Origin of the sequence: Runella limosa DSM 17973 (genome assembly GCF_000482465.1) — a bacterium.
Lineage (GTDB): Bacteria > Bacteroidota > Bacteroidia > Cytophagales > Spirosomataceae > Runella > Runella limosa.
In genome coordinates this window covers 1-18176 of the sequence record NZ_KI519427.1, presented here as the reverse complement: position 1 = coordinate 18176, position 18176 = coordinate 1, and the positions used below count along the sequence as shown (strand labels likewise).

The 18176-nt window shown below is 45.1% G+C and carries 12 protein-coding genes; 6 read left to right on the top strand and 6 right to left on the bottom strand.

The annotated features are described in order from the left end of the window. Positions 1 to 115 precede the first annotated feature (115 nt). The gene (locus tag K339_RS0126195; protein WP_028526254.1) at positions 116 to 976 is read left to right on the top strand and encodes a dienelactone hydrolase family protein; all 861 of its coding nucleotides are present in this window, start codon (positions 116 to 118) and stop codon (positions 974 to 976) included. Between the two features lie 215 nt (positions 977 to 1191). Here K339_RS0126195 and K339_RS34880 read toward each other — a convergent pair whose 3' ends face one another. The 3 genes from K339_RS34880 to K339_RS0126180 form a co-directional block, all read right to left on the bottom strand. Continuing rightward, positions 1192 to 3870, bottom strand: coding sequence for a TonB-dependent receptor (locus K339_RS34880; protein ID WP_037301976.1), 2679 nt, complete (start codon positions 3868 to 3870; stop codon positions 1192 to 1194). Positions 3871 to 4010: 140 nt separating this feature from the next. Continuing rightward, a complete protein-coding gene (locus tag K339_RS0126185) occupies positions 4011 to 5948 on the bottom strand; it encodes a putative porin (RefSeq protein WP_028526253.1) in 1938 nt (645 codons plus the stop codon). 73 nt (positions 5949 to 6021) lie between these two features. Further along, on the bottom strand, positions 6022 to 6657 hold the full coding sequence (locus tag K339_RS0126180) for a 3-keto-disaccharide hydrolase (protein ID WP_028526252.1): 636 nt from the start codon (positions 6655 to 6657) through the stop codon (positions 6022 to 6024). 106 nt (positions 6658 to 6763) lie between these two features. Here K339_RS0126180 and K339_RS0126175 point away from each other — a divergent pair, with 106 nt between their 5' ends. After that, positions 6764 to 7438, top strand: coding sequence for a peptidoglycan DD-metalloendopeptidase family protein (locus tag K339_RS0126175; protein WP_051398267.1), 675 nt, complete (start codon positions 6764 to 6766; stop codon positions 7436 to 7438). Positions 7439 to 7746: 308 nt separating this feature from the next. Next, positions 7747 to 8586 (top strand): CvfB family protein, encoded by an 840-nt coding sequence (locus K339_RS0126170; protein ID WP_037301974.1) that lies wholly within the window; start codon positions 7747 to 7749, stop codon positions 8584 to 8586. A 157-nt stretch (positions 8587 to 8743) separates the two neighbouring features. Here the strand turns inward: K339_RS0126170 and K339_RS0126165 are convergent, their stop codons facing one another. The 3 genes from K339_RS0126165 to K339_RS0126155 form a co-directional block, all read right to left on the bottom strand. Continuing rightward, on the bottom strand, positions 8744 to 10417 hold the full coding sequence (locus tag K339_RS0126165) for an amidohydrolase (protein WP_028526249.1): 1674 nt from the start codon (positions 10415 to 10417) through the stop codon (positions 8744 to 8746). Positions 10418 to 10500: 83 nt separating this feature from the next. Next, complete coding sequence (locus tag K339_RS0126160; RefSeq protein ID WP_028526248.1) at positions 10501 to 12609, bottom strand: M56 family metallopeptidase; 2109 nt, start codon at positions 12607 to 12609, stop codon at positions 10501 to 10503. Between the two features lies 1 nt (position 12610). After that, on the bottom strand, positions 12611 to 12970 hold the full coding sequence (locus K339_RS0126155) for a BlaI/MecI/CopY family transcriptional regulator (RefSeq protein WP_028526247.1): 360 nt from the start codon (positions 12968 to 12970) through the stop codon (positions 12611 to 12613). A 135-nt stretch (positions 12971 to 13105) separates the two neighbouring features. Here K339_RS0126155 and K339_RS0126150 point away from each other — a divergent pair, with 135 nt between their 5' ends. From K339_RS0126150 to yiaK, 3 genes are all read left to right on the top strand, one after another. Next, positions 13106 to 15673, top strand: coding sequence for a M14 family zinc carboxypeptidase (locus K339_RS0126150; RefSeq protein ID WP_028526246.1), 2568 nt, complete (start codon positions 13106 to 13108; stop codon positions 15671 to 15673). Positions 15674 to 15889: 216 nt separating this feature from the next. Beyond that, entirely contained in the window at positions 15890 to 16627 is a 738-nt protein-coding gene (locus K339_RS0126145; protein ID WP_028526245.1) for a phytanoyl-CoA dioxygenase family protein, read from the top strand. A 31-nt stretch (positions 16628 to 16658) separates the two neighbouring features. Next, entirely contained in the window at positions 16659 to 17705 is a 1047-nt protein-coding gene (gene yiaK / locus K339_RS34875) for a 3-dehydro-L-gulonate 2-dehydrogenase (protein ID WP_051398266.1), read from the top strand. Positions 17706 to 18176: the final 471 nt, after the last annotated feature.

Below are 18176 nucleotides of genomic sequence, written 5' to 3'. Positions count from 1 at the left end.
ATTAAAAAATTCTTTTGAGCGTGTCTTAAAATCTCCAAAAAAACAAGTAGTTTTCACTCCAAATTGTGTTATTAACTTACTCACAATCAATACCCATACTAAACTACTTACCATCATGGATCAACGCATTATTAACCTCTTCGACGAGTACACCCACAAACCCCTCAAGCGCGAAGATTTCTTTCAACGTCTTACTTCCCTCACGGGTAGCACCGCCGCTGCCATGGCCGTTTTGCCTCTTTTGGAGGTCAACTATGCCAATGCAATGACGGTCAAACGCAACGATGAGCGTCTTACGACCGAGTACGTTACTTATCCAGGGGAAGAAACCCAAATGAAGGGCTACTTGGCTCGTCCTGCGGGAACTGGCAAATACCCTGCCGTGGTGGTCATTCACGAAAACCGTGGGCTTAACCCTCACATCGAAGATGTAGCTCGCCGTGTGGCTTTGGCGGGTTTTATTGCCTTAGCACCCGATGCGCTATCGCCCTTTGGAGGAACACCCAACGGAGACGACGAAAAAGCCCGTTCCTATTTTGGACAACTCGACGCAAAGAAAAACCTCAGTAATTTCATCAAAGCTTTTGATTACTTAAAAGGCCGCGCCGATTGTACGGGCAAAACTGGCTGTGTTGGGTTCTGTTGGGGCGGCGCCATGGCCAATCAGCTCGCCGTAAACGTGCCTTCACTCAACGCTGCCGTCGCTTACTACGGACGCCAAGCCGAAGCAGCCGATGTCCCTAAAATCAAGGCGTCGTTGATGCTCCACTACGGCGGTCTCGACGAGCGCGTTAATGCGGGTATTCCTGCCTATGAAGAAGCCCTCAAAAAAGCAGGTACTGACTACCAAATTTTTGTGTATGAAGGTGCCCAACACGCTTTCAACAACGATACAGCGCCTACCCGCTACAACGAGGCCGTGGCCAAACAAGCTTGGGAACGGACAATTGGGTTGTTTAACAAAAAACTGAAATAAATTTCAAAAAATCGGGGTTGTAAGCAACCCCTGTCATAGGAGGTTGTGAGCAACCTCCCGCACAGTGAAGAGCAACCTTCTGCCCAGTAGTTGGTGAGCAGCCTCCCGTACGGTGGAGGAGGTTGCTCACAACCTCCTCTATCACAAGCAAAAGCCCCTCCGATTGCTCGGTAGGGGCTTTTTTCTAACGATATGGATATAATCAAAAAGCTGTCCTAACCACCACGGCGTCCACCCATGCCGCCTCCACCACCTTGGCCACCGCCATCGTTGGAGTTATCACCGCCTTGTTTCGAGTCGTCGTTGTTTACGCTTTTCTTACGTTGGAAGAAGTTGCCATCAAATGACATCTTACCAAAACGCTTGCGGAACGTGATACGGAAACCACGGTTGTACATGTAGTTAACTTGCTCCTGAGTAAATACGTTACCCGGTGTGCTGCTGCTTAAATTAGTACGCTGTTTGAAGGCATTTTGCAAGAAGTTCTCAGCTCCAAAGCCAAGGCTTGCTTGTTTCTTTTTAAATTCTTTCAAGATGTTGAAGCTATATCCCATAAATCCACCTTGCGTTCCTTGCAACTGAATTTCACGCGCACGGCCAAATCCGAACAACTGAGCGCTCCAGTCTTTACCCAATTGGTATTGCACTTGCCCAAAAAGGTTAAATGTCCAGTTTTGGTTACTGATACCCAACGCAGGGCTGTTCAACATGATATAACGCACATCGAAGTTACCATTGATGGTCAATCCACGGGCTGGTTTTACCATCGCAAAAACGTTAAGTCCATACGCACGGTTGCTTCCGATGTTTTGGAAAGTCGTTAATAGAGTATTATTACCAACGACGACCGTTCCAGTATTTACCCCTTGTGCTAAGGTCAGTTGGTTGAACAACTCTTGGCCACCGCGATAACGAACAGTCTCAATTGAATTGTCGGTCATACGGGTATAAGCCGAGAAGTTCAAGGTCGTTGTTTTGAAGAACGTACTCAAGTTTACTTCAAAGTTGTTAGTGTATTCAGGATTCAAGTTCGGGTTACCAAACGAGATATTGAATGGATCACTTTGTGAAACGTTAGGATTCAAGAACTGAATCGAAGGACGCTGAATACGACGGTTGTAGCTAAAACGGATTGTTTTTCCACCTCTCAAGCTTTTCGATATCGTCAAGCTTGGAATCAATGAGCCAAAATCAGGCAAGTTTGTTTCGGGAGCATCTTGGTACTTAGCAGCCAATTGCGTGTATTCGTAACGAAGACCAGGTTTGAAGCCCCATTTATTTTTTGTTTGAAACAAGAAAGACAAATAACCTGAATACACATTTTGGTCGTAGCTAAATACGTTGGTACGAAGCGGATTGGCTTTCAATATACCTGTTCCTGTGCTGTCGTAGTTGAAACGGAAATCACTTTCGATGTGGCGCAAAATCATTTTAGCCCCTGTTTCGATTTGTACGTATTGGCTCAACGGGTCTTGGTAGTCAATTTGTACCGTGCGTTCTTGCGTCTTGCTTTTGTTGGGGTTGCTTTCGCGGTAAGTGATTTCTCCTACTGACAATCCTTGGTAAAGGTCACGCGTGTAGCTATTGTCACCTGCATTTTGGCTAAACTGTGCCAAAACACTAAACTCTTTTCCTTCTTTCTCAAACTTGCGGGTATAGTCCAAGTTGAGGTCTAAGTTGTTTCCCAAGTTTTTGGTATTAATTTCGTTACCAAACGTTGGCGTTTTTACGCTATTAATGAAGCTATACGACTGCTGAGTGTTATCAAGGTTAAACGCACGGCGGCTATTGCGGGCACTAAACGTAAGGCTATTTTTAGCGTCAATCGAGTAGTCTAAGCTCAACTGAACGTTTCCAAAACCACCCAACTGTTGTCCGTTATTTTCTTGACGTGTACGAAGTGTTTCACCGTTGGCAAGTTGGCGGCTGATGTCGATATAACCACCCGTTGGCGGGTACATCATACGTCCACCTGCATTGAGGCCAACCCCCAATTTCTTGGTCCGCAAGTTGATGTTTCCAAACAAGTTGCTTGAACGGTTACCACCTGCTATATCAACCGACCCTGTGATTCCTTGAAGGTTATTTTTCTTGGTAATGATATTGATAATACCTGCCGAACCTTCCGCGTCGTATTTTGCTGAAGGCGACGTGATTACTTCAATCGTTTTGATTTGGTCAGAAGGAATCATTTTCAACGCATCTGCTACGCTGTTGGCAACGATGGTCGAAGGCTTGCCATTGATAAGAACGCGAATGTTTTGGCTTCCACGCATCGACACGTTTCCGTCCAAGTCCACCGAAAGCATCGGCACTTTACGAAGTACGTCTCCCGCATCACCACCCGCGTTTGAAATGTCTTTTTCGGCATTATAGACCAAGCGATCCACTTTGTCTTCGATAAGGGCTTTTTCACCTTTTACCGTTACTTCGGTCAGCGTAAGTACATCTGGTGGAAGGCTTACATTGCCTAAGTTTTGCTCTTTTTGGCCTTTACCAATGGTCAATTTAGCAACTTCGGTGTTTTTGTAACCGATAAAACTTACCACAAATTTAAAATCACCATCGGGCACACTCTTTAACAAAAATGCTCCTTTCACGTCCGTTACTGTTCCATCAACAGGCTTTCCTGACTTTACATCAAAAATGGCCACAGTAGCATATTCCACTGGCTTGCCTGATACTGAGTCAACCACAATTCCTGAGATACGACCGTTCCCTTTAGGAAGATCAGGCAACGCTTTCTGTTGCTGATTCATTCCTCCCATTGAACCGTTGCGATCTCCTCCTCTTCCCATACCTCCACCGCCAAAGCCTCCTCCTCCTGGGAACTGAGCAGAAGCGGCGTAATTCATACCTAAAACGGCTGTTAGAATGTAAAATATTCTCTTCATTGTTGTATTTATAAAAGGTCTGTCTATGTATTAGACAATAATTCAAGTACAAATGTTGCTGACTCTCTGTTAGTATTCAGAGAAAAACGACCAAATGCAAGGTCTGGACGACTAAATGGGGGTAAATTATAGACGAACTATTAGTCAAATAGCGGCCAATTGAGACCAAAGCCCAAAGAGCGCCCCACAACGGGATAAAGCGGAGTAGAGAAATAACCACGGTTAAAAGGCCCTTGAAAGCCTTGACCCGCGTTGGCCATTTTGAGAAATAAACGCACACGATTGATACGGGCATTCACAAAAAATTCAGTGTAAACCACACCTTCCGCTTTTGTTGAGTTTTGAAGATGGAATTGTTGCGTTAGCGGCATGTATGTATCCGCATAATACGTTGATTTATAGTGAATTTCCGCCCCTAATTGCAAGAATAATACTTTATAATAAACGAAGTCAAAAGTAGCTCTAAAGTTGGCCATGAAGCGGGGAATCCGCAGTACGTTGTCGTTCGACACAAGTGTATAGTAAGTTTGACTCAAAAACTGAAATTTCCCTGGTTTCCATTGCGTCAATGCCCCAACCTTTATTACACTAAAGGGAGACGTAAATTGTCGTGCCACCGCCGCCGTATCATAATAAATATAATTGCTAATTAAATGATAATCAAGGCGTGGGCTGAAATGCACTTTTTTGGCCGCTAGATTAAGTTGGCCATAAATGTTATTAGAATTGACTAATCTCGACGTATTTTCCCACTTTAGGTGATTACTGGTGTACATCAATTGAAGCATCGTCGGCGATGAAAGCACCGAATAATACCCCGCCGTAAACCACTTACTGACAATCTCACCTTTTATTTTAAAATCCCGCCCCAACGAATACTCAAATTCGGCCGTAGCGCGCTGTGTACTGTCTTTGAGGTAATACGCTAACCAAAGCCCTACAAAGTTTTCAAAGCGATTCAACTTGTACGTTGCGTTCGTAGAATCCGACAAGTTGTACGTGCCATTCATCGACAAAATTCGTTGACGATAGTGCGCCCGATAGTTAAACCCTTGGTAGCGCCCCTTGATACCAAACTTATTTTCAAACAACCTAAACCGCACCTTTTGAAGCGTATTTGTATTGCTATAGTAATAATTAGGGTAAAAATTATTGGCTTGAGCTTGTGACAGGTCAGTATCAACGTACTGATCTATCGTTCTTTTATAATCAAACACATGATATACCTGAAAACCTTGCGCCAATACGTATTGCTGGTAAATATGCCAATTGTTACGGCGTTCCCACGATTGAGCCGTTTTTAGAATTGCCGAAGGGTTGTTGTATTCTATCGTCCCATCTGACCGAAAATTCAGTGTATCCGACGACATCCCACCTTGCTCGTATGCGCTGTGATTCAGGTGGTTAAACTGCCCCATTAGCAGATATTTCTCATCTTTGGAACGATAATTTCCGTGAAAAACAAAGGCCCAGTTTTGCGTCAAGTTGTTTTGGGAATCACTGGTCCCACTGGTGCCGAAGTACTTGTTGGTTGTAAAACGCTGGGCGTTGATGCCCAAATTGAGGCGAGGCGTAATGTTTTGGCTATGGTCAAAACGGGCGATATTTTGCCCTAAACCACCCAGTGCTAAATACAGATTGGTGTAAGGCGATTTGGTATCGTAGTATTTTACATCCTGAATGGCATACGCGTACGGAGTATAAGCGTCATAGCCAAACTGCGTCCCAATCTGCTCCACAGGACGGTAAAAGAGGGAACGAGAAGCCGTTCCCAAATTTCCCAAATCGACCAGCTGAAAATCGGCCCGCTGGACGAAATTATAGCGATGAAAACCGTCATAAGACGTATCTATGGCATAGAGCGTCTTGCGGTTGTTGAAGACATCTTCTTCCAAAAAATAGCGCGACGTATGCGGCCCATAAATCATTTTGGTCGAATCGTCGAGTTTGACTTGTCCACCTTGACCTAAGCCACCTCCTCCGCCGCCGCCAAACGACCCATTTCCTGGCATACGAATTTGGCCGTAGCTTACTGCCGACCAAATGCTACAAACGATGATGAATAACCACTTTTTCACACCGCAAAGTTAGCATAAGTTTCTGCTCAATGCGTTTTCAAAAAGGATTTAAGAAAATTTAACCAATCAAAAATTAATCTGGCAGTATCTTTACCATGATGTCTTTGTACATCACTTTGCTTTTGGGGTCGTGGGCTTGGAGCGCAAAGGTACCACTGCTGATTTTACGCCCTTCTTCGATTTTCTGACCTACTTCATCGGGTTCGGTATAATCCATCACCGTCTTGTCGTTGATTTTGACCCGAATACGCTTGCCTTCGACGATGATGTGCTCAGTGTACCATTCGTTATCGTTGACAAATACATCTTTCAAATCTTGAATTCCATACACACTTCCCGTGCGGCGCCAGTCAGAATGGGAATTATTTACTTGAATTTCGTATCCTTTGGAAGGCCAGCCTTTTTCTTGGTATTTGGTGTGAATATACATACCAGAATTGGCACTTGGGAAGGTCATTACTTGGGCTTTGTATTCAAAATTTTTGAAGTCGTGGCCGTTGATTTCGCCGTCGTAAAACAAGTGACCGCGTGGGCCATTGACCACAATAGCGCCGTCTTCAACTTTGAATGAAGCCGCGTTTTCGCCTACTTTCCAGCCTGCCAATGATTTTCCGTCAAAAAGTGAAATCCATTTTCCTGTTTTTGCTTTTTGGGCAAACCCAGCCGTCGCCAAAAAGAGTAGTGCGACAAGACTAACCGTTTTTTTCATCTGTGTTATGGATATAAAGGTTTAAAACTGTATAAGGATGTCGAGGGGTTATTACTACTTTTGTTGTGTCAATTCTTTTTGTCAACCATCGTAATTTTAACTTGTTTTGATTGAGCAACTACTTCTTCGTCATGACTTTGCACCTGTGGTTCCTTTTCAGTGGTCGAAAGGCAATTACCTTGTGCTTGATTTTACGGACAACAATCCCGACCTAGCCACCATCGATTTACAAAACAGTGAAGCCTTCTCTGACTATGTTTTTGGAAAGCTGCAACAAGCCAAAGTGGTGGTAGGCATAGGTGGGTACAACGAGCACCGCACGATTTACCGCCGCAGTGCGCATTTCCAACAAACCGACGAACCGCGTTGTATTCACTTGGGCATTGACATTTGGGCCTCGGCTGGTACACCCGTTTTTGCTCCACTCGACGGCAAGGTGCATAGTTTTGCCAATAATGATAACTTTGGTGACTATGGCCCAACAATTATTTTGGAACACCAACTTGAAGGAACGACTTTCTATTCGTTGTACGGCCACCTCAGCGAAGAGTCGCTGCGAGGGCTGTATGAAGGCAAGGTCATTGAAGAAGGGGAACGTTTTGCCAGTTTTGGCAATTATCCTATCAACGGCGACTGGCCGCCTCACCTTCATTTTCAGCTAATGACAGCTACGCTTGGCCTCAAAGGCGACTTTCCTGGCGTATGTTCATTGGCAGAACGAGAAAAGTTTTTGCAACTTTGTCCCAATCCGAATCTTATTTTGAAAATCGAAGAACTGTAATAGGGAGTGTCGAGGGTCGAGTGCAGACGGGGTCGCCCGAGCAATGTCGAATGTGGGGAGAATTGCTCTCGTGGGAAGGGTTGCTAATGTGGGGAGGGTTGCTCTTGTGAAGAGGGTTGCTCACAACCCGACGAGCGCTGCGAATGTCGAGTGCAGAAGGTAGAATGTCGAATGTGGGGAGGGTTACTCTCGTGGGGAGGGTTGCTCACAACCCGACGAGGACGTATTGTCACCCCGACACTAGGAGGGGTCTATAGCCTTAGATTCCTCGAAATGATAACAGAAACTAGAAAAAAGTAAATATAACTATGGGAAATCGTCGTTTGCGAATGGGACAGTATAACCGCTTGAAGGTTATTAAGCAGCTGGATTTTGGAATTTATCTCGATGGCTACGAAGACGAGATTTTGGTTCCCAAACAGTACGTTCCAGCCGATATACAAATCGGGGATTTTTTGGATGTCTTTATCTATCGTGACTCCGAAGACCGTGCCATTGGTACTACACTTGAGCCCTACGGAACGGTAGGCGAGTTTGTGTATTTGACGGTTACAATGGTCACTTCGTTGGGCGTTTTTATGGATTGGGGACTTCCTAAAGACCTTTTTATTCCGTTCAAACAACAACGGGATAACATGCTCGTGGGTAAAAGTTTCTTGATTTTTATCCACCTCGATACCAAAACCGACCGTATTGTGGGTTCGGCTAAAATTGAACGTTTTTTGGAAGAAGATATTTCGGAACTGTCGGAAGGGATGCAAGTCGATCTTTTGCCCTACGAATACACCGACATGGGTATCAAAGCCCTTATCAACCAGCGGCATCTGGGGGTTTTGTACCGCGACGAGGTTTTCAAAAACATCGAATTAGGAAAGCCTACGGTAGGGTACATCAAGAAAATCAGGGAAGATCAAAAGATTGATTTGGCACTGTTAGAGCAGTCATACAACCGCATTGAAGGTAGTAAAAGTGACCTCTACACCCAACTCCAAGAAGCCCAAGGATTTTTGCCTTTTACGGACAAATCAGCCCCCGAATTGATTTATAAAACCTTCGGAATGTCGAAAAAAGACTTCAAAAAAGCCGTGGGTGGATTGCTCAAAGAACGTAAAATTGAGCTAAAAGACGACGGAATGTACTTGCTGTAAAGCAAAAAGAGCGTGGCCATAGGTCACGCTCTTTTTCACTAATTTCTATTGTTTACCCCAATAGATGTCTTTATATTCAAACGGGAATGTCAGCGTTAATAGGTAGCTACCACCCTAAAGACGCACCTACTGAGGAAAAGGTTGGAATCGTTTTCAATTATTTTTCACTTTCTTTCATTTTTTTCAAATCTTCCTTCTGATCGTCGCGCAAAGTAGGGTATTTGATGCCTAATTGTTCCAAATACGTCTTGTACTTGGTAGGGTCATAATAATACTTCGACAACTCAGGTTTGAATTTCTCCATGATGTTGCGATTCAAATACACCGCAGGTACTTCTTTGGGCGAAATCAACGGCTCATACTTCTGATCTTTGGTTTGCTCGTTGCGATAATACTCCCATGCTTCTTTAATAATTTCGGGTTTCAGCAACATATCAATCAAGGTCATCGCTTCGGCTTTGGCTCCGTACACCACGCCTTTGTGCGCAATCGGCGTCGCCATTGAAATAGCGTTCGACCAGTGGTGACCTGGCAAGCCAGGAATGTTGGAAGGGTAGCGCAGCACAATGGTTGGCAACGACCACGAAATATCCGCAATGTCGTCGGAGCCACCACCTACCGACATGGCCTGTCCACCCATCATGCGCGTGGGTGAATCCGCAGGCAAACTTAACGTGTCGAGTTTTGTGGCCAATCCTGAAATTTTCGGCGCTTCAAGTTCTTTTTGGGATGCTTTTGCCAACATTTGATCTTCTTCCGACCACGTAGGTAATCCTACTTTTTTGATGTTTTGGTACATCGCTTCCGCAATTGGCTTATTGAAGTGCCCAGGCCAAGCCGACCCCAAAATTTCGTAGGTAAACTTCGTATCAGTCATCAAAGCCGCACCTTCCGCGATTTTCACGCCGATGTCAAACAGTTTTTTGATTTTAGGATAAGAACGCTCGCGGAAATAATACCAAACCGCCGCTTTAGATGGCACAACGTTGGGCTGATCGCCCCCATCTGGAATGACATAATGCGAGCGCTGCGTTACTTCCAAGTGCTCACGACGAAAGTTCCAACCTACGTTCATCAATTCGACCGCATCCAAGGCGCTACGACCGCGCCACGGTGCACCCGCAGCATGGGCAGCCGCCCCTTCAAAATTGAAACGAACCGACACCAAACCGTTGTTGCCTGCATCGCCGTAAGAAACGCCCAAATTGTTAGCTACGTGCGTAAAAATGCAGGCATCCACATCTTTGAAATACCCATCACGCACATAAAATGCCTTCGCTCCTACCAATTCTTCGGCTACGCCAGGCCACAACACCAACGTGCCTGGGATTTTCTCACGTTCCATGATTTCTTTCACGGCCAACGCCGAAATTATATTGAGTGCCTGCCCCGAGTTGTGCCCTTCACCGTGGCCTGGTGCTCCTACCACGATGGGATCTTGATAAGCTACCCCAGGTTTTTGGGAGGCTTTGGGAATGCAGTCAACGTCCGAGCCAATCGCGATAATGGGCTTACCACTGCCCCATTTTGCCAGCCAAGCCGTAGGCATATTGGCAATACCCCGCTCGATAGTAAATCCATTTTTTTGAAGCAGTTCGGTCAAATAACGCGCACTTTCGACCTCTTGAAACCCTAATTCAGAGAAGCTAAACAGCATGTCGTTGATTTGTTGTCCCAATTCAGCACGTTTTTCAACGCCTGAGACGGCTTCTTGTTTGAGTTTTTCGAGGCGAGCCTGTTCGGGGGTGAGCTTGGGCGCTTTTTTGGATTGGGCAAAACTAACGATGCCTAATCCCACCAAAAGCACTGCGGTGTAGAGCGTTTTTTTCATAGTTTGGGTTAAGAAAAAGTGTAACTTACCCAAATGTAGGAAAAAACGCTCATTTTGGCCTATTTTGCCCTTAAAAGTAATTTTTAGCGGGTAGTTTTTAGTGCAATTCCCCCGTCGTATCCTTCAATAAGCGTCGCGTATTGTTCTTCAAATTTGGATTTACGGTCACTTTTTTTCCACGAAACCGCTGAGTAAAATTTACCTTCGTAACGATTGATTTCTTCCTCCTGCACGGGTCTGCCGTCCAACATATAAATCAGCCTAGCATTTTTTTCAAAACCCGAAAAAAATGGTTGATTATACACAAACCCTCGCACGACAATCATCATCACCTCATTGCCCTCATTGTTTTTAAGAAAACGCTTGCTCAATCGTTTATTCGTCCTATTCAATATTTTTCTTATGTTTTCTACAGCCAACATTCGTTCTTGTTCCGTTTTGAAAAAGCAATCATCAATCGTCTTTATATCCACCACTCCGTCCACTGCCCGAATTCCGTATTTTAAAATGGCTTTAGAGTCATTAGGTTTTACTATGTAAGTCATCCCAAATTTACTTGGATCAACGCGCGTCAGGACACTTGCTGGAAATTCTTCTCCATTGATAAAAACTAACGGATTTTCGCCCAATTCATTTGCTGGTAAAAAAGTACGTATGGTATCTGCAGGCCCTCCTGAGCGAAGCGATAATTTCTTATCAAGCTTGGGAGCTGGAACTTTTTTGAAATCAAACGCTTTTCTCTCTATCCACACAATTTTTTCATTTTTCACCTCTAGTTTGTGTTTCTTTACAAACGCAGAATATCTATTATACTCAGGCTCAAGTATATCTACTTTTTTTATGTGAGATGGCTTCAGCGACTTTACCACATCCTCTTGCACCTTTATACCATCCAAATAATAAATCGGGAATTTGCCCATTCCCACTACCAAACCTGTTGCTGCTGTGCCCTCACCACCTCGAGCAAAAACCAACATTTCTTTTGGCCCATCTGCTTTTGATGTAATCTCAGCCCGTTTGAAGAACATATCCTTTGAGCGCATCTCTTGCACAATCTTGTTAAATTCTTCAAATGAATTTTCATCAGGAAGCGTTTCTTTTTGAGCCGTTTCTTCAGGAGCAAAAGGCGTTAAACGTTCTTGCTTCTTCATCGCTTCAGTCCGTTCCGTAGCTAAATTCTTGTCATGCACCCTCAACGGGTATGCTTTCACAGACATTTCTTTTACCTTTTTAGGCGCTTCAGGCTTTTCGTTGTACACGAGCACTTCTTTACGCGGCGCAAAGGCCAAAACTCCCGCTACTCCCAGCGGTAATCCAAAAGCATACAATAGTTTTTTCATGGCAGAAGTTGGTTTTTGAAATAAAAAGTGAATACGATTTGTGACAGGATGTTTTCCAAATGAATGCACTAGCGGATGCGAAGATTGGGTCGCCAATTTCAAAATCAAATGAGCGTAGGTTTTGGCACCAACGTAGCTTACCAACTGTTCATCTACCTCATATTCATGAACTTCGGCAAGTGATTTTTTATAAAAATACACAACGGGATTGAACCATAAAATCACTTTACAGAGCTCAATCAGCAGCACATCTACTGAATGAAATAGCCGAGCATGGGTTTGCTCATGCAACAACACTTGTTGGGCTTCATCGTCGCTCAATGCTTCTGAATTCATAAAAATAATCCCGAAAAACGAGGCCGCCGTAAATGATTCCGACACTTCTACCCAGTCTTTGTGGGAGGCGTTTTGTCGTTTTCTGCTCAAACGTACTATCTCCCAAAGTCGTCGTGCTAATGCCAACAAGGATACCAAAAGACCCATAACGTACCCCCCTATACTCCCTTGTTCCCACGTCAGCATCACTAACCAATCCTTCTTTTCAGGGATAGACTCCACCTCTCTTAATTTACTGTTAATCAGCTGACTAGATTCTCCATCCAACGACTGGGCGCTTTGCTCAAAAACCTCACTTTGTGGTGAAGTGACAGATTCTTGCGCTACGGGAACGACCTCTACGATTCGCTTTTGCTCTATTTCTACCCACGGAATCATAAAGCTCAACCCTAAAGTCAGCAGCAGGTAAATCCGATTGAGGCGATGAAAAGTAAACCGTCGGAGTAGAAAATAGTACAACCCATAAAACAGCCCCAAACAGGCCGACACTTTGAGCAAATAGAGCAAGAGTAGCATCTTACTGGTTGTTTATAAATTGGCGAAGTCGTTCAATTTCAGCCGCATCCAACGTTTTGTCATTGACCATAAACGACAACAAACTGGCGGGTGAGTTGTCAAAATAATTGGCCAATACCTTGTGAAAGGTTTGTTTTCCGTACGACTCTTTGGGGATAATAGGAAAATATTCGTACGTCTTTCCGTAGGCTTTGAACCCAACAAATCCTTTTTTTTCCAAAATACGAACGACCGAAGAAATCGTGTTGTAAGGTGGCTTAGGCTCGTCGTCGAGTCGCTCAATAATGTCTTTGACAAAGCATCGTTCCAAATCCCAAATGATTTGCATGATGCGCTCTTCTGTGCGTGTTAGTTCTTCCATGGCTCAAACTTGCACCTGATTTTTCAGTTATACAACTGTTTTATCAGTTTTATTTAAAAAAGTTTTCAATAACCTGAAATACGTATATTTGTCTATTGCCCTTCTAACTTCACTTCAAACCATTTACTTACTCGTATGAGACAACTTTTGCTTGCCTTTTTTATGGGCGTGACCCTGTGCCTTCATGCCCAAAACGGTTACTTTTTTCCCAACAAAAAATTTAATCCTTCGATACCCACCCCCGAACAGTTTTTGGGACACGCGATTGGCGATTACCAAACCCGCTACGACCGCTTGGTGGCTTATATGTACGAACTCGACCGTTTGTCGGAGCGTGTGCAGGTGAAAGTCATTGGAGAAACCTACGAAAAGCGACCTCATTTGGTGGTATTTTTCTCGTCGCCCGCCAACATGGCCAAGTTACCCGAATTACAAAACGAGCACCTAAAACTCACCGACCCCAACGCTCCCCTGCCTGACGTGGCCAAAATGCCCGTTTTTGTGCAGCTTGGCGCCAACGTACATGGCAACGAAACCTCGGGAGGAGAAGCCATGATTTTGGCGGCGTATTATTTCGCCGCTTGCGAAGACGAAGATGCCAGAAAGATGTTGGACGAATCGGTAGTTTTAATTGAACCCGTGCTCAACCCCGACGGTCGCGACCGTTTTGTGAGTTGGGTCAACCAACATCGCGGTACGCCTTTGGTGTCGGACAACAACGACCGCGAACACCTCGAAGTATGGCCAGGCGGCCGCACCAACCACTACTGGTTTGACCTCAACCGCGACTGGTACTTGGCCGTCCACGTCGAAAGTCAGAATCGCTTAAAGTTTTACCACCAGTGGCTGCCTAACGTCGTTACGGACCACCACGAAATGGGCACAGGATCGACCTTTTTCTTTGAACCTACCAAAGAAAACGCCGAAAACCCGCTCGTGCCGCAGTACGTTTATAAAACCCTCAACGGAAAATTTGCGAAGTACTACGAAAAAGCGTTGAACGCCATTGGATCGTTTTACTATACCAAAGAGTCATTTGATAACTTGTACCCTGGCTATGGCTCTAGCTACCCCGACATCCAAGGAGGACTTGGATTATTGTTTGAACAAGCAAGTTCGCGGGGGTTTGTGCAAGACAGCCCCAACGGCCCCGTTACCTTCGCGTTTACGGTACGTAACCAACTCGTATGTGCCTTGGCTACCTGCCAAGCTTCGGTGGACGAACGCCAAAATTTACTCAAATTCCAACGCGAGTTTTTTGCTTCCGCCATTTCAGAAGGCAATAAAAATCCCATCAAAGGCTACGTAGTAGGTGAAAGTGTGGACGCAACGCGCCTGCGACGTTTTACGCAAACGCTGTTGCATCACCGCATCGAATGTTACCAGCTTACTGACAACTTTACCATTGATGGAAAGGTGTATGAAAAAGGGAAAGCTCTCTTTGTTCCTACGGCTCAACCCCAATACCGCCTCGTGCAAAGTGTGTTTGAAAAACCAACCAAATTTGCCGACAGCCTTTTTTATGACGCATCTGCGTGGAATTTGCCGTTGGCGTTTGGATTGGCCCAAGGAGAAGTACGTACACCACTTACTAAAGGGGCTCGCATTGGAGATGAATTTGTAAAAAGCACGGTCATTGCTCCTACTAAATCACCGTACGCCTACCTGCTCGACTACTCCGACTTTATGGCCACCAAGGCACTGTATCGCCTTATCAGCCAAGGAATTTCGGTAAAAGTAGCTACCAAATCGTTTAAGATTGGCGACAAGAGCTATTCACACGGAGCGCTGATGATTCCCGTAGAAACCCAGCAGGGTATTTCGCCCGATGCGCTTTATGAAGCGGTAAAAGCCGCAGGACAGGAAGCAGGCGTTTCGTTCGTAGGTGTACCGACGGGTTACAGCCAAATGGGGGTCGATTTGGGGAGTAACACTTTCCAAAAAGTCTCAAAACCCGAAGCACTTATCGCCGTTGGACAGGGCGTAAACGGCAACGAAGTGGGTGAAGTATGGTATTGGCTCGATACACACGTTGGGATGCCCATTACGAAAGTGGACGTCGGTACGCTTCCACGGCTAAACCTCAGTAAGTACAACGTCATTGTGCTGGTTTCAGGACAATATGACCGTGCTCTTGCGCCTAAAATCAAGCAGTGGGTAGCCAACGGCGGCACGCTCATTACGCTCAAAACAGCTACCGAGTGGGCGATTAGGAGTGACATTGTCAAAGAAAAACTACGGGTAAACAGCAAAGCTGACTCCGCCGCCCTTGCCAAACGAGGTCGCATCAACTACGAAGATGCCGCTGCGACTGAAGGCTCAAAAAATACGGGAGGAACTATTTTTGAAGCTGATTTGGACATAACACATCCCATTGGTTTTGGGTATAAAAACCGCAAAATTGCCCTTTACCGCAACAATAATACCTTTTTAGAACCCTCAGCGAGTCCTTACAATACGGTTGTTCAATATTCCGACAAACCCTATTTGACGGGCTATGTACATCCTCAATCGTTGAAAAAAATCAGCAGTTCCGCCGCCGTTGTTGTAGCTCCTGAAGGCAGCGGACGCGTCATTCTTTTCTCCGATAACCCAAGTTTCCGAGGCATTTGGTACGGTACTGAGAAAATGCTTCTTAATGCCATATTTTTCGGCGCCAATATCAATAGTCCTAACCCAATGGGCGGCGAGAAAGAGGAATAGCGTGCGTCACCGTGCGTCAGGGTACTCATACCCTGACCTTTTTCGGCGATAACGGCGGAACCCGCTCCACAGTGCGTCAGGGTACTCATACCCTGACCTTTTTCGGCGATAGCGGCGGGGTAGAAGCAACCTCCTTCACAAACCAAATTAGAGTAAAATTAGCTCATTTTTGCTTTTGTATTCTATATTAGATTCACCTCTTAACGCCCAAAAATGATGCTTACTACGGAAGAAATTGAGTTTTTGGAGACCAACGGCTATCTCAATTTGGGGCAACTGTTATCGCCTGAGCAAGTGAAACAAGTCAATGACCGCCTCGCCGAGTTGATGGAGACCGAAGGCGAAAATGCGGGGGCCGAATTGGCCGAGTCGAAGTACATTCGCCATCCCAAAGAAGAAGGCGCCGACCGTCTCGCTGATTTGGTCAACAAAGGAGAAGTATTTGACGTTTTTTATACGCATCCGCGCGTTTTAGCTGGGATTGAAGCGGTGTTAGGACAGGAAATCAAGTTGTCGTCGCTGAACTACCGAGCGGCCAAGCCTGGCAAGGGACACCAAAAACTTCACGTCGATTGGCGCAACTCCGTTGCTGGAGGCGCTTATAAAGTTTGTAATAGCATTTGGTTGTTAGACGACTTTACACCTTCCAACGGCTCTACTCGCATTGTCCCGAAAACGCACAAATCAAGCCTTTTGCCCGACGAAGCCATGACTGACCCCAACGATAAACACCCCGATGAGATTCGTATCATTGCGCCTGCGGGCTCGGTGTTTATCTTTAACTCTCACGTTTGGCACGGCGGCACTACCAATCAAACGAACCAAGACCGCCGTAGTATTCATAGCTATTTCTGCACGAGAGAACAACCGCAGCAAATAGATCAGAAAAAGTACATTACCGAGGCTACCCTCCAGCGCATTGGAGAAAAAGGCAAGTATATTTTAGACGTTTAAGGAAACCCAAACCGCAAAAATTTAACCCACTATGTCAACCCCAAAAGTCCTCACTATCTCGGCGGATAAGATGAAGAAAACCTTGAAAAAGATTCTTCTTCAGCACCAGTTTCCCAACAAGAGAGCGGAGGAATGTGCCACGGTATTTACCCAAAATAGCGTTGATGGTATTTACACCCACGGTATCAATCGTTTCCCTCGTTTTGTTCAATACATCCAAAAAGGCTACATCGTCCCCGATGCGAAACCTACGATTGTGCATCGTTTTGGAGGTATTGAGCAATGGAACGGCAACTTAGGCGCAGGTCCTTCTAACGCTATTTTTGCCACAGAACGCGCCATGAAATTGGCCCAAAAACACGGAATTGGGTGCGTTGCGCTGGCTTATACCAACCACTGGATGCGCGGCGGGGCGTACGGTTGGCAAGCGGCAAAAGCTGGTTTTGCGTTCATCGGCTGGACCAACACCACCGCCAACATGCCCGCTTGGGGAGCCACCAACCCTAAATTAGGCAATAATCCCCTCGTTTTTGCCGCCCCTTACGGCGACGAAGCCATCGTGCTCGACATGGCTATGTCGCAGTATTCGTTTGGTGCAATGGAATTGGCCGTAATGAAAAATGAAAAACTTTCGGTGGTGGGTGGTTACGATAAAGACGGCAATCTCACCGACGAGCCTGATAAGATTTTGGAATCGTGGCGGTCACTGCCCGTCGGTTTTTGGAAGGGCGCGGGACTTTCGTTTTTGTTGGATGTCTTAGCCGCTACCTTAGCCAACGGACTAGCCACGCACGAAATCACGCAGAAGCCCGCCGAAATGGCTTCTTCTCAGATTTTTATTGCGCTTGATTTGTCGAAACTAAGCAACTTTTCAAGTATTTCTTCGACCATTGACGCCATTATTGAAGACTATAAAACCTCCGTTCCCATCAAAGCGCAAGGCAACGTAAGCTACCCCAGCGAGCGAGTATTAGCCACCCGACTCAAAAACAGTCAACAGGGAATTCCTGTACTGGAAAACGTCTGGAAAGAGGTGAACGGGTTTTTTTATAAAGATGTTATACTTAAAAACACATAGGGCACAGTAGAATCAACACATAGTAAATGTAGAAGAAAACCGCATTTCCCTTCTAATTGTTTTCTATGTAAAAACTCTTTGTGATCTATGTGTTTACCTTTGCCTACTTGGGCTTCCCTTGGAAATTACTTTTTCAAAAAATATTTTCAAAAAATCCACTCCAAGTTGAGTGGATTTTTTGGTTAAAAACTGTTGAATTATAAAAATAATACTATTTATGTCAACTAATATGAATCTTTTCTACGTTTTTCTAACGTATTAACACAGTTTAATAACCATCCTATTTTAAATAGAGCGGGTAATTTCTTGACGTTTCCTTTATTTTATGCAGCTAATAGAAATGTACTCTTTCCCTTTTTCCTTCTCTTTGCAACCTTAACGGCATTGGCAGTGTGAATTCCGAAAAATAGCCAAACTTCTTCAGTCTGAGGATTTTTAGCTTTTATCTTATCAAGCAAATAATGTTCTTTT

What these genes read in the sequence shown, in the direction of transcription:
- K339_RS0126195 (WP_028526254.1), top strand. Translation starts at nt 116, where the DNA reads ATGGATCAACGCATTATTAACCTCTTCGACGAGTACACCCACAAACCC.
- K339_RS34880 (WP_037301976.1), bottom strand. Translation starts at nt 3,870, where the DNA reads ATGAAGAGAATATTTTACATTCTAACAGCCGTTTTAGGTATGAATTAC.
- K339_RS0126180 (WP_028526252.1), bottom strand. Translation starts at nt 6,657, where the DNA reads ATGAAAAAAACGGTTAGTCTTGTCGCACTACTCTTTTTGGCGACGGCT.
- K339_RS0126170 (WP_037301974.1), top strand. Translation starts at nt 7,747, where the DNA reads ATGGGAAATCGTCGTTTGCGAATGGGACAGTATAACCGCTTGAAGGTT.
- K339_RS0126165 (WP_028526249.1), bottom strand. Translation starts at nt 10,417, where the DNA reads ATGAAAAAAACGCTCTACACCGCAGTGCTTTTGGTGGGATTAGGCATC.
- K339_RS0126160 (WP_028526248.1), bottom strand. Translation starts at nt 12,609, where the DNA reads ATGCTACTCTTGCTCTATTTGCTCAAAGTGTCGGCCTGTTTGGGGCTG.
- K339_RS0126155 (WP_028526247.1), bottom strand. Translation starts at nt 12,970, where the DNA reads ATGGAAGAACTAACACGCACAGAAGAGCGCATCATGCAAATCATTTGG.
- K339_RS0126150 (WP_028526246.1), top strand. Translation starts at nt 13,106, where the DNA reads ATGAGACAACTTTTGCTTGCCTTTTTTATGGGCGTGACCCTGTGCCTT.
- K339_RS0126145 (WP_028526245.1), top strand. Translation starts at nt 15,890, where the DNA reads ATGCTTACTACGGAAGAAATTGAGTTTTTGGAGACCAACGGCTATCTC.
- yiaK (WP_051398266.1), top strand. Translation starts at nt 16,659, where the DNA reads ATGTCAACCCCAAAAGTCCTCACTATCTCGGCGGATAAGATGAAGAAA.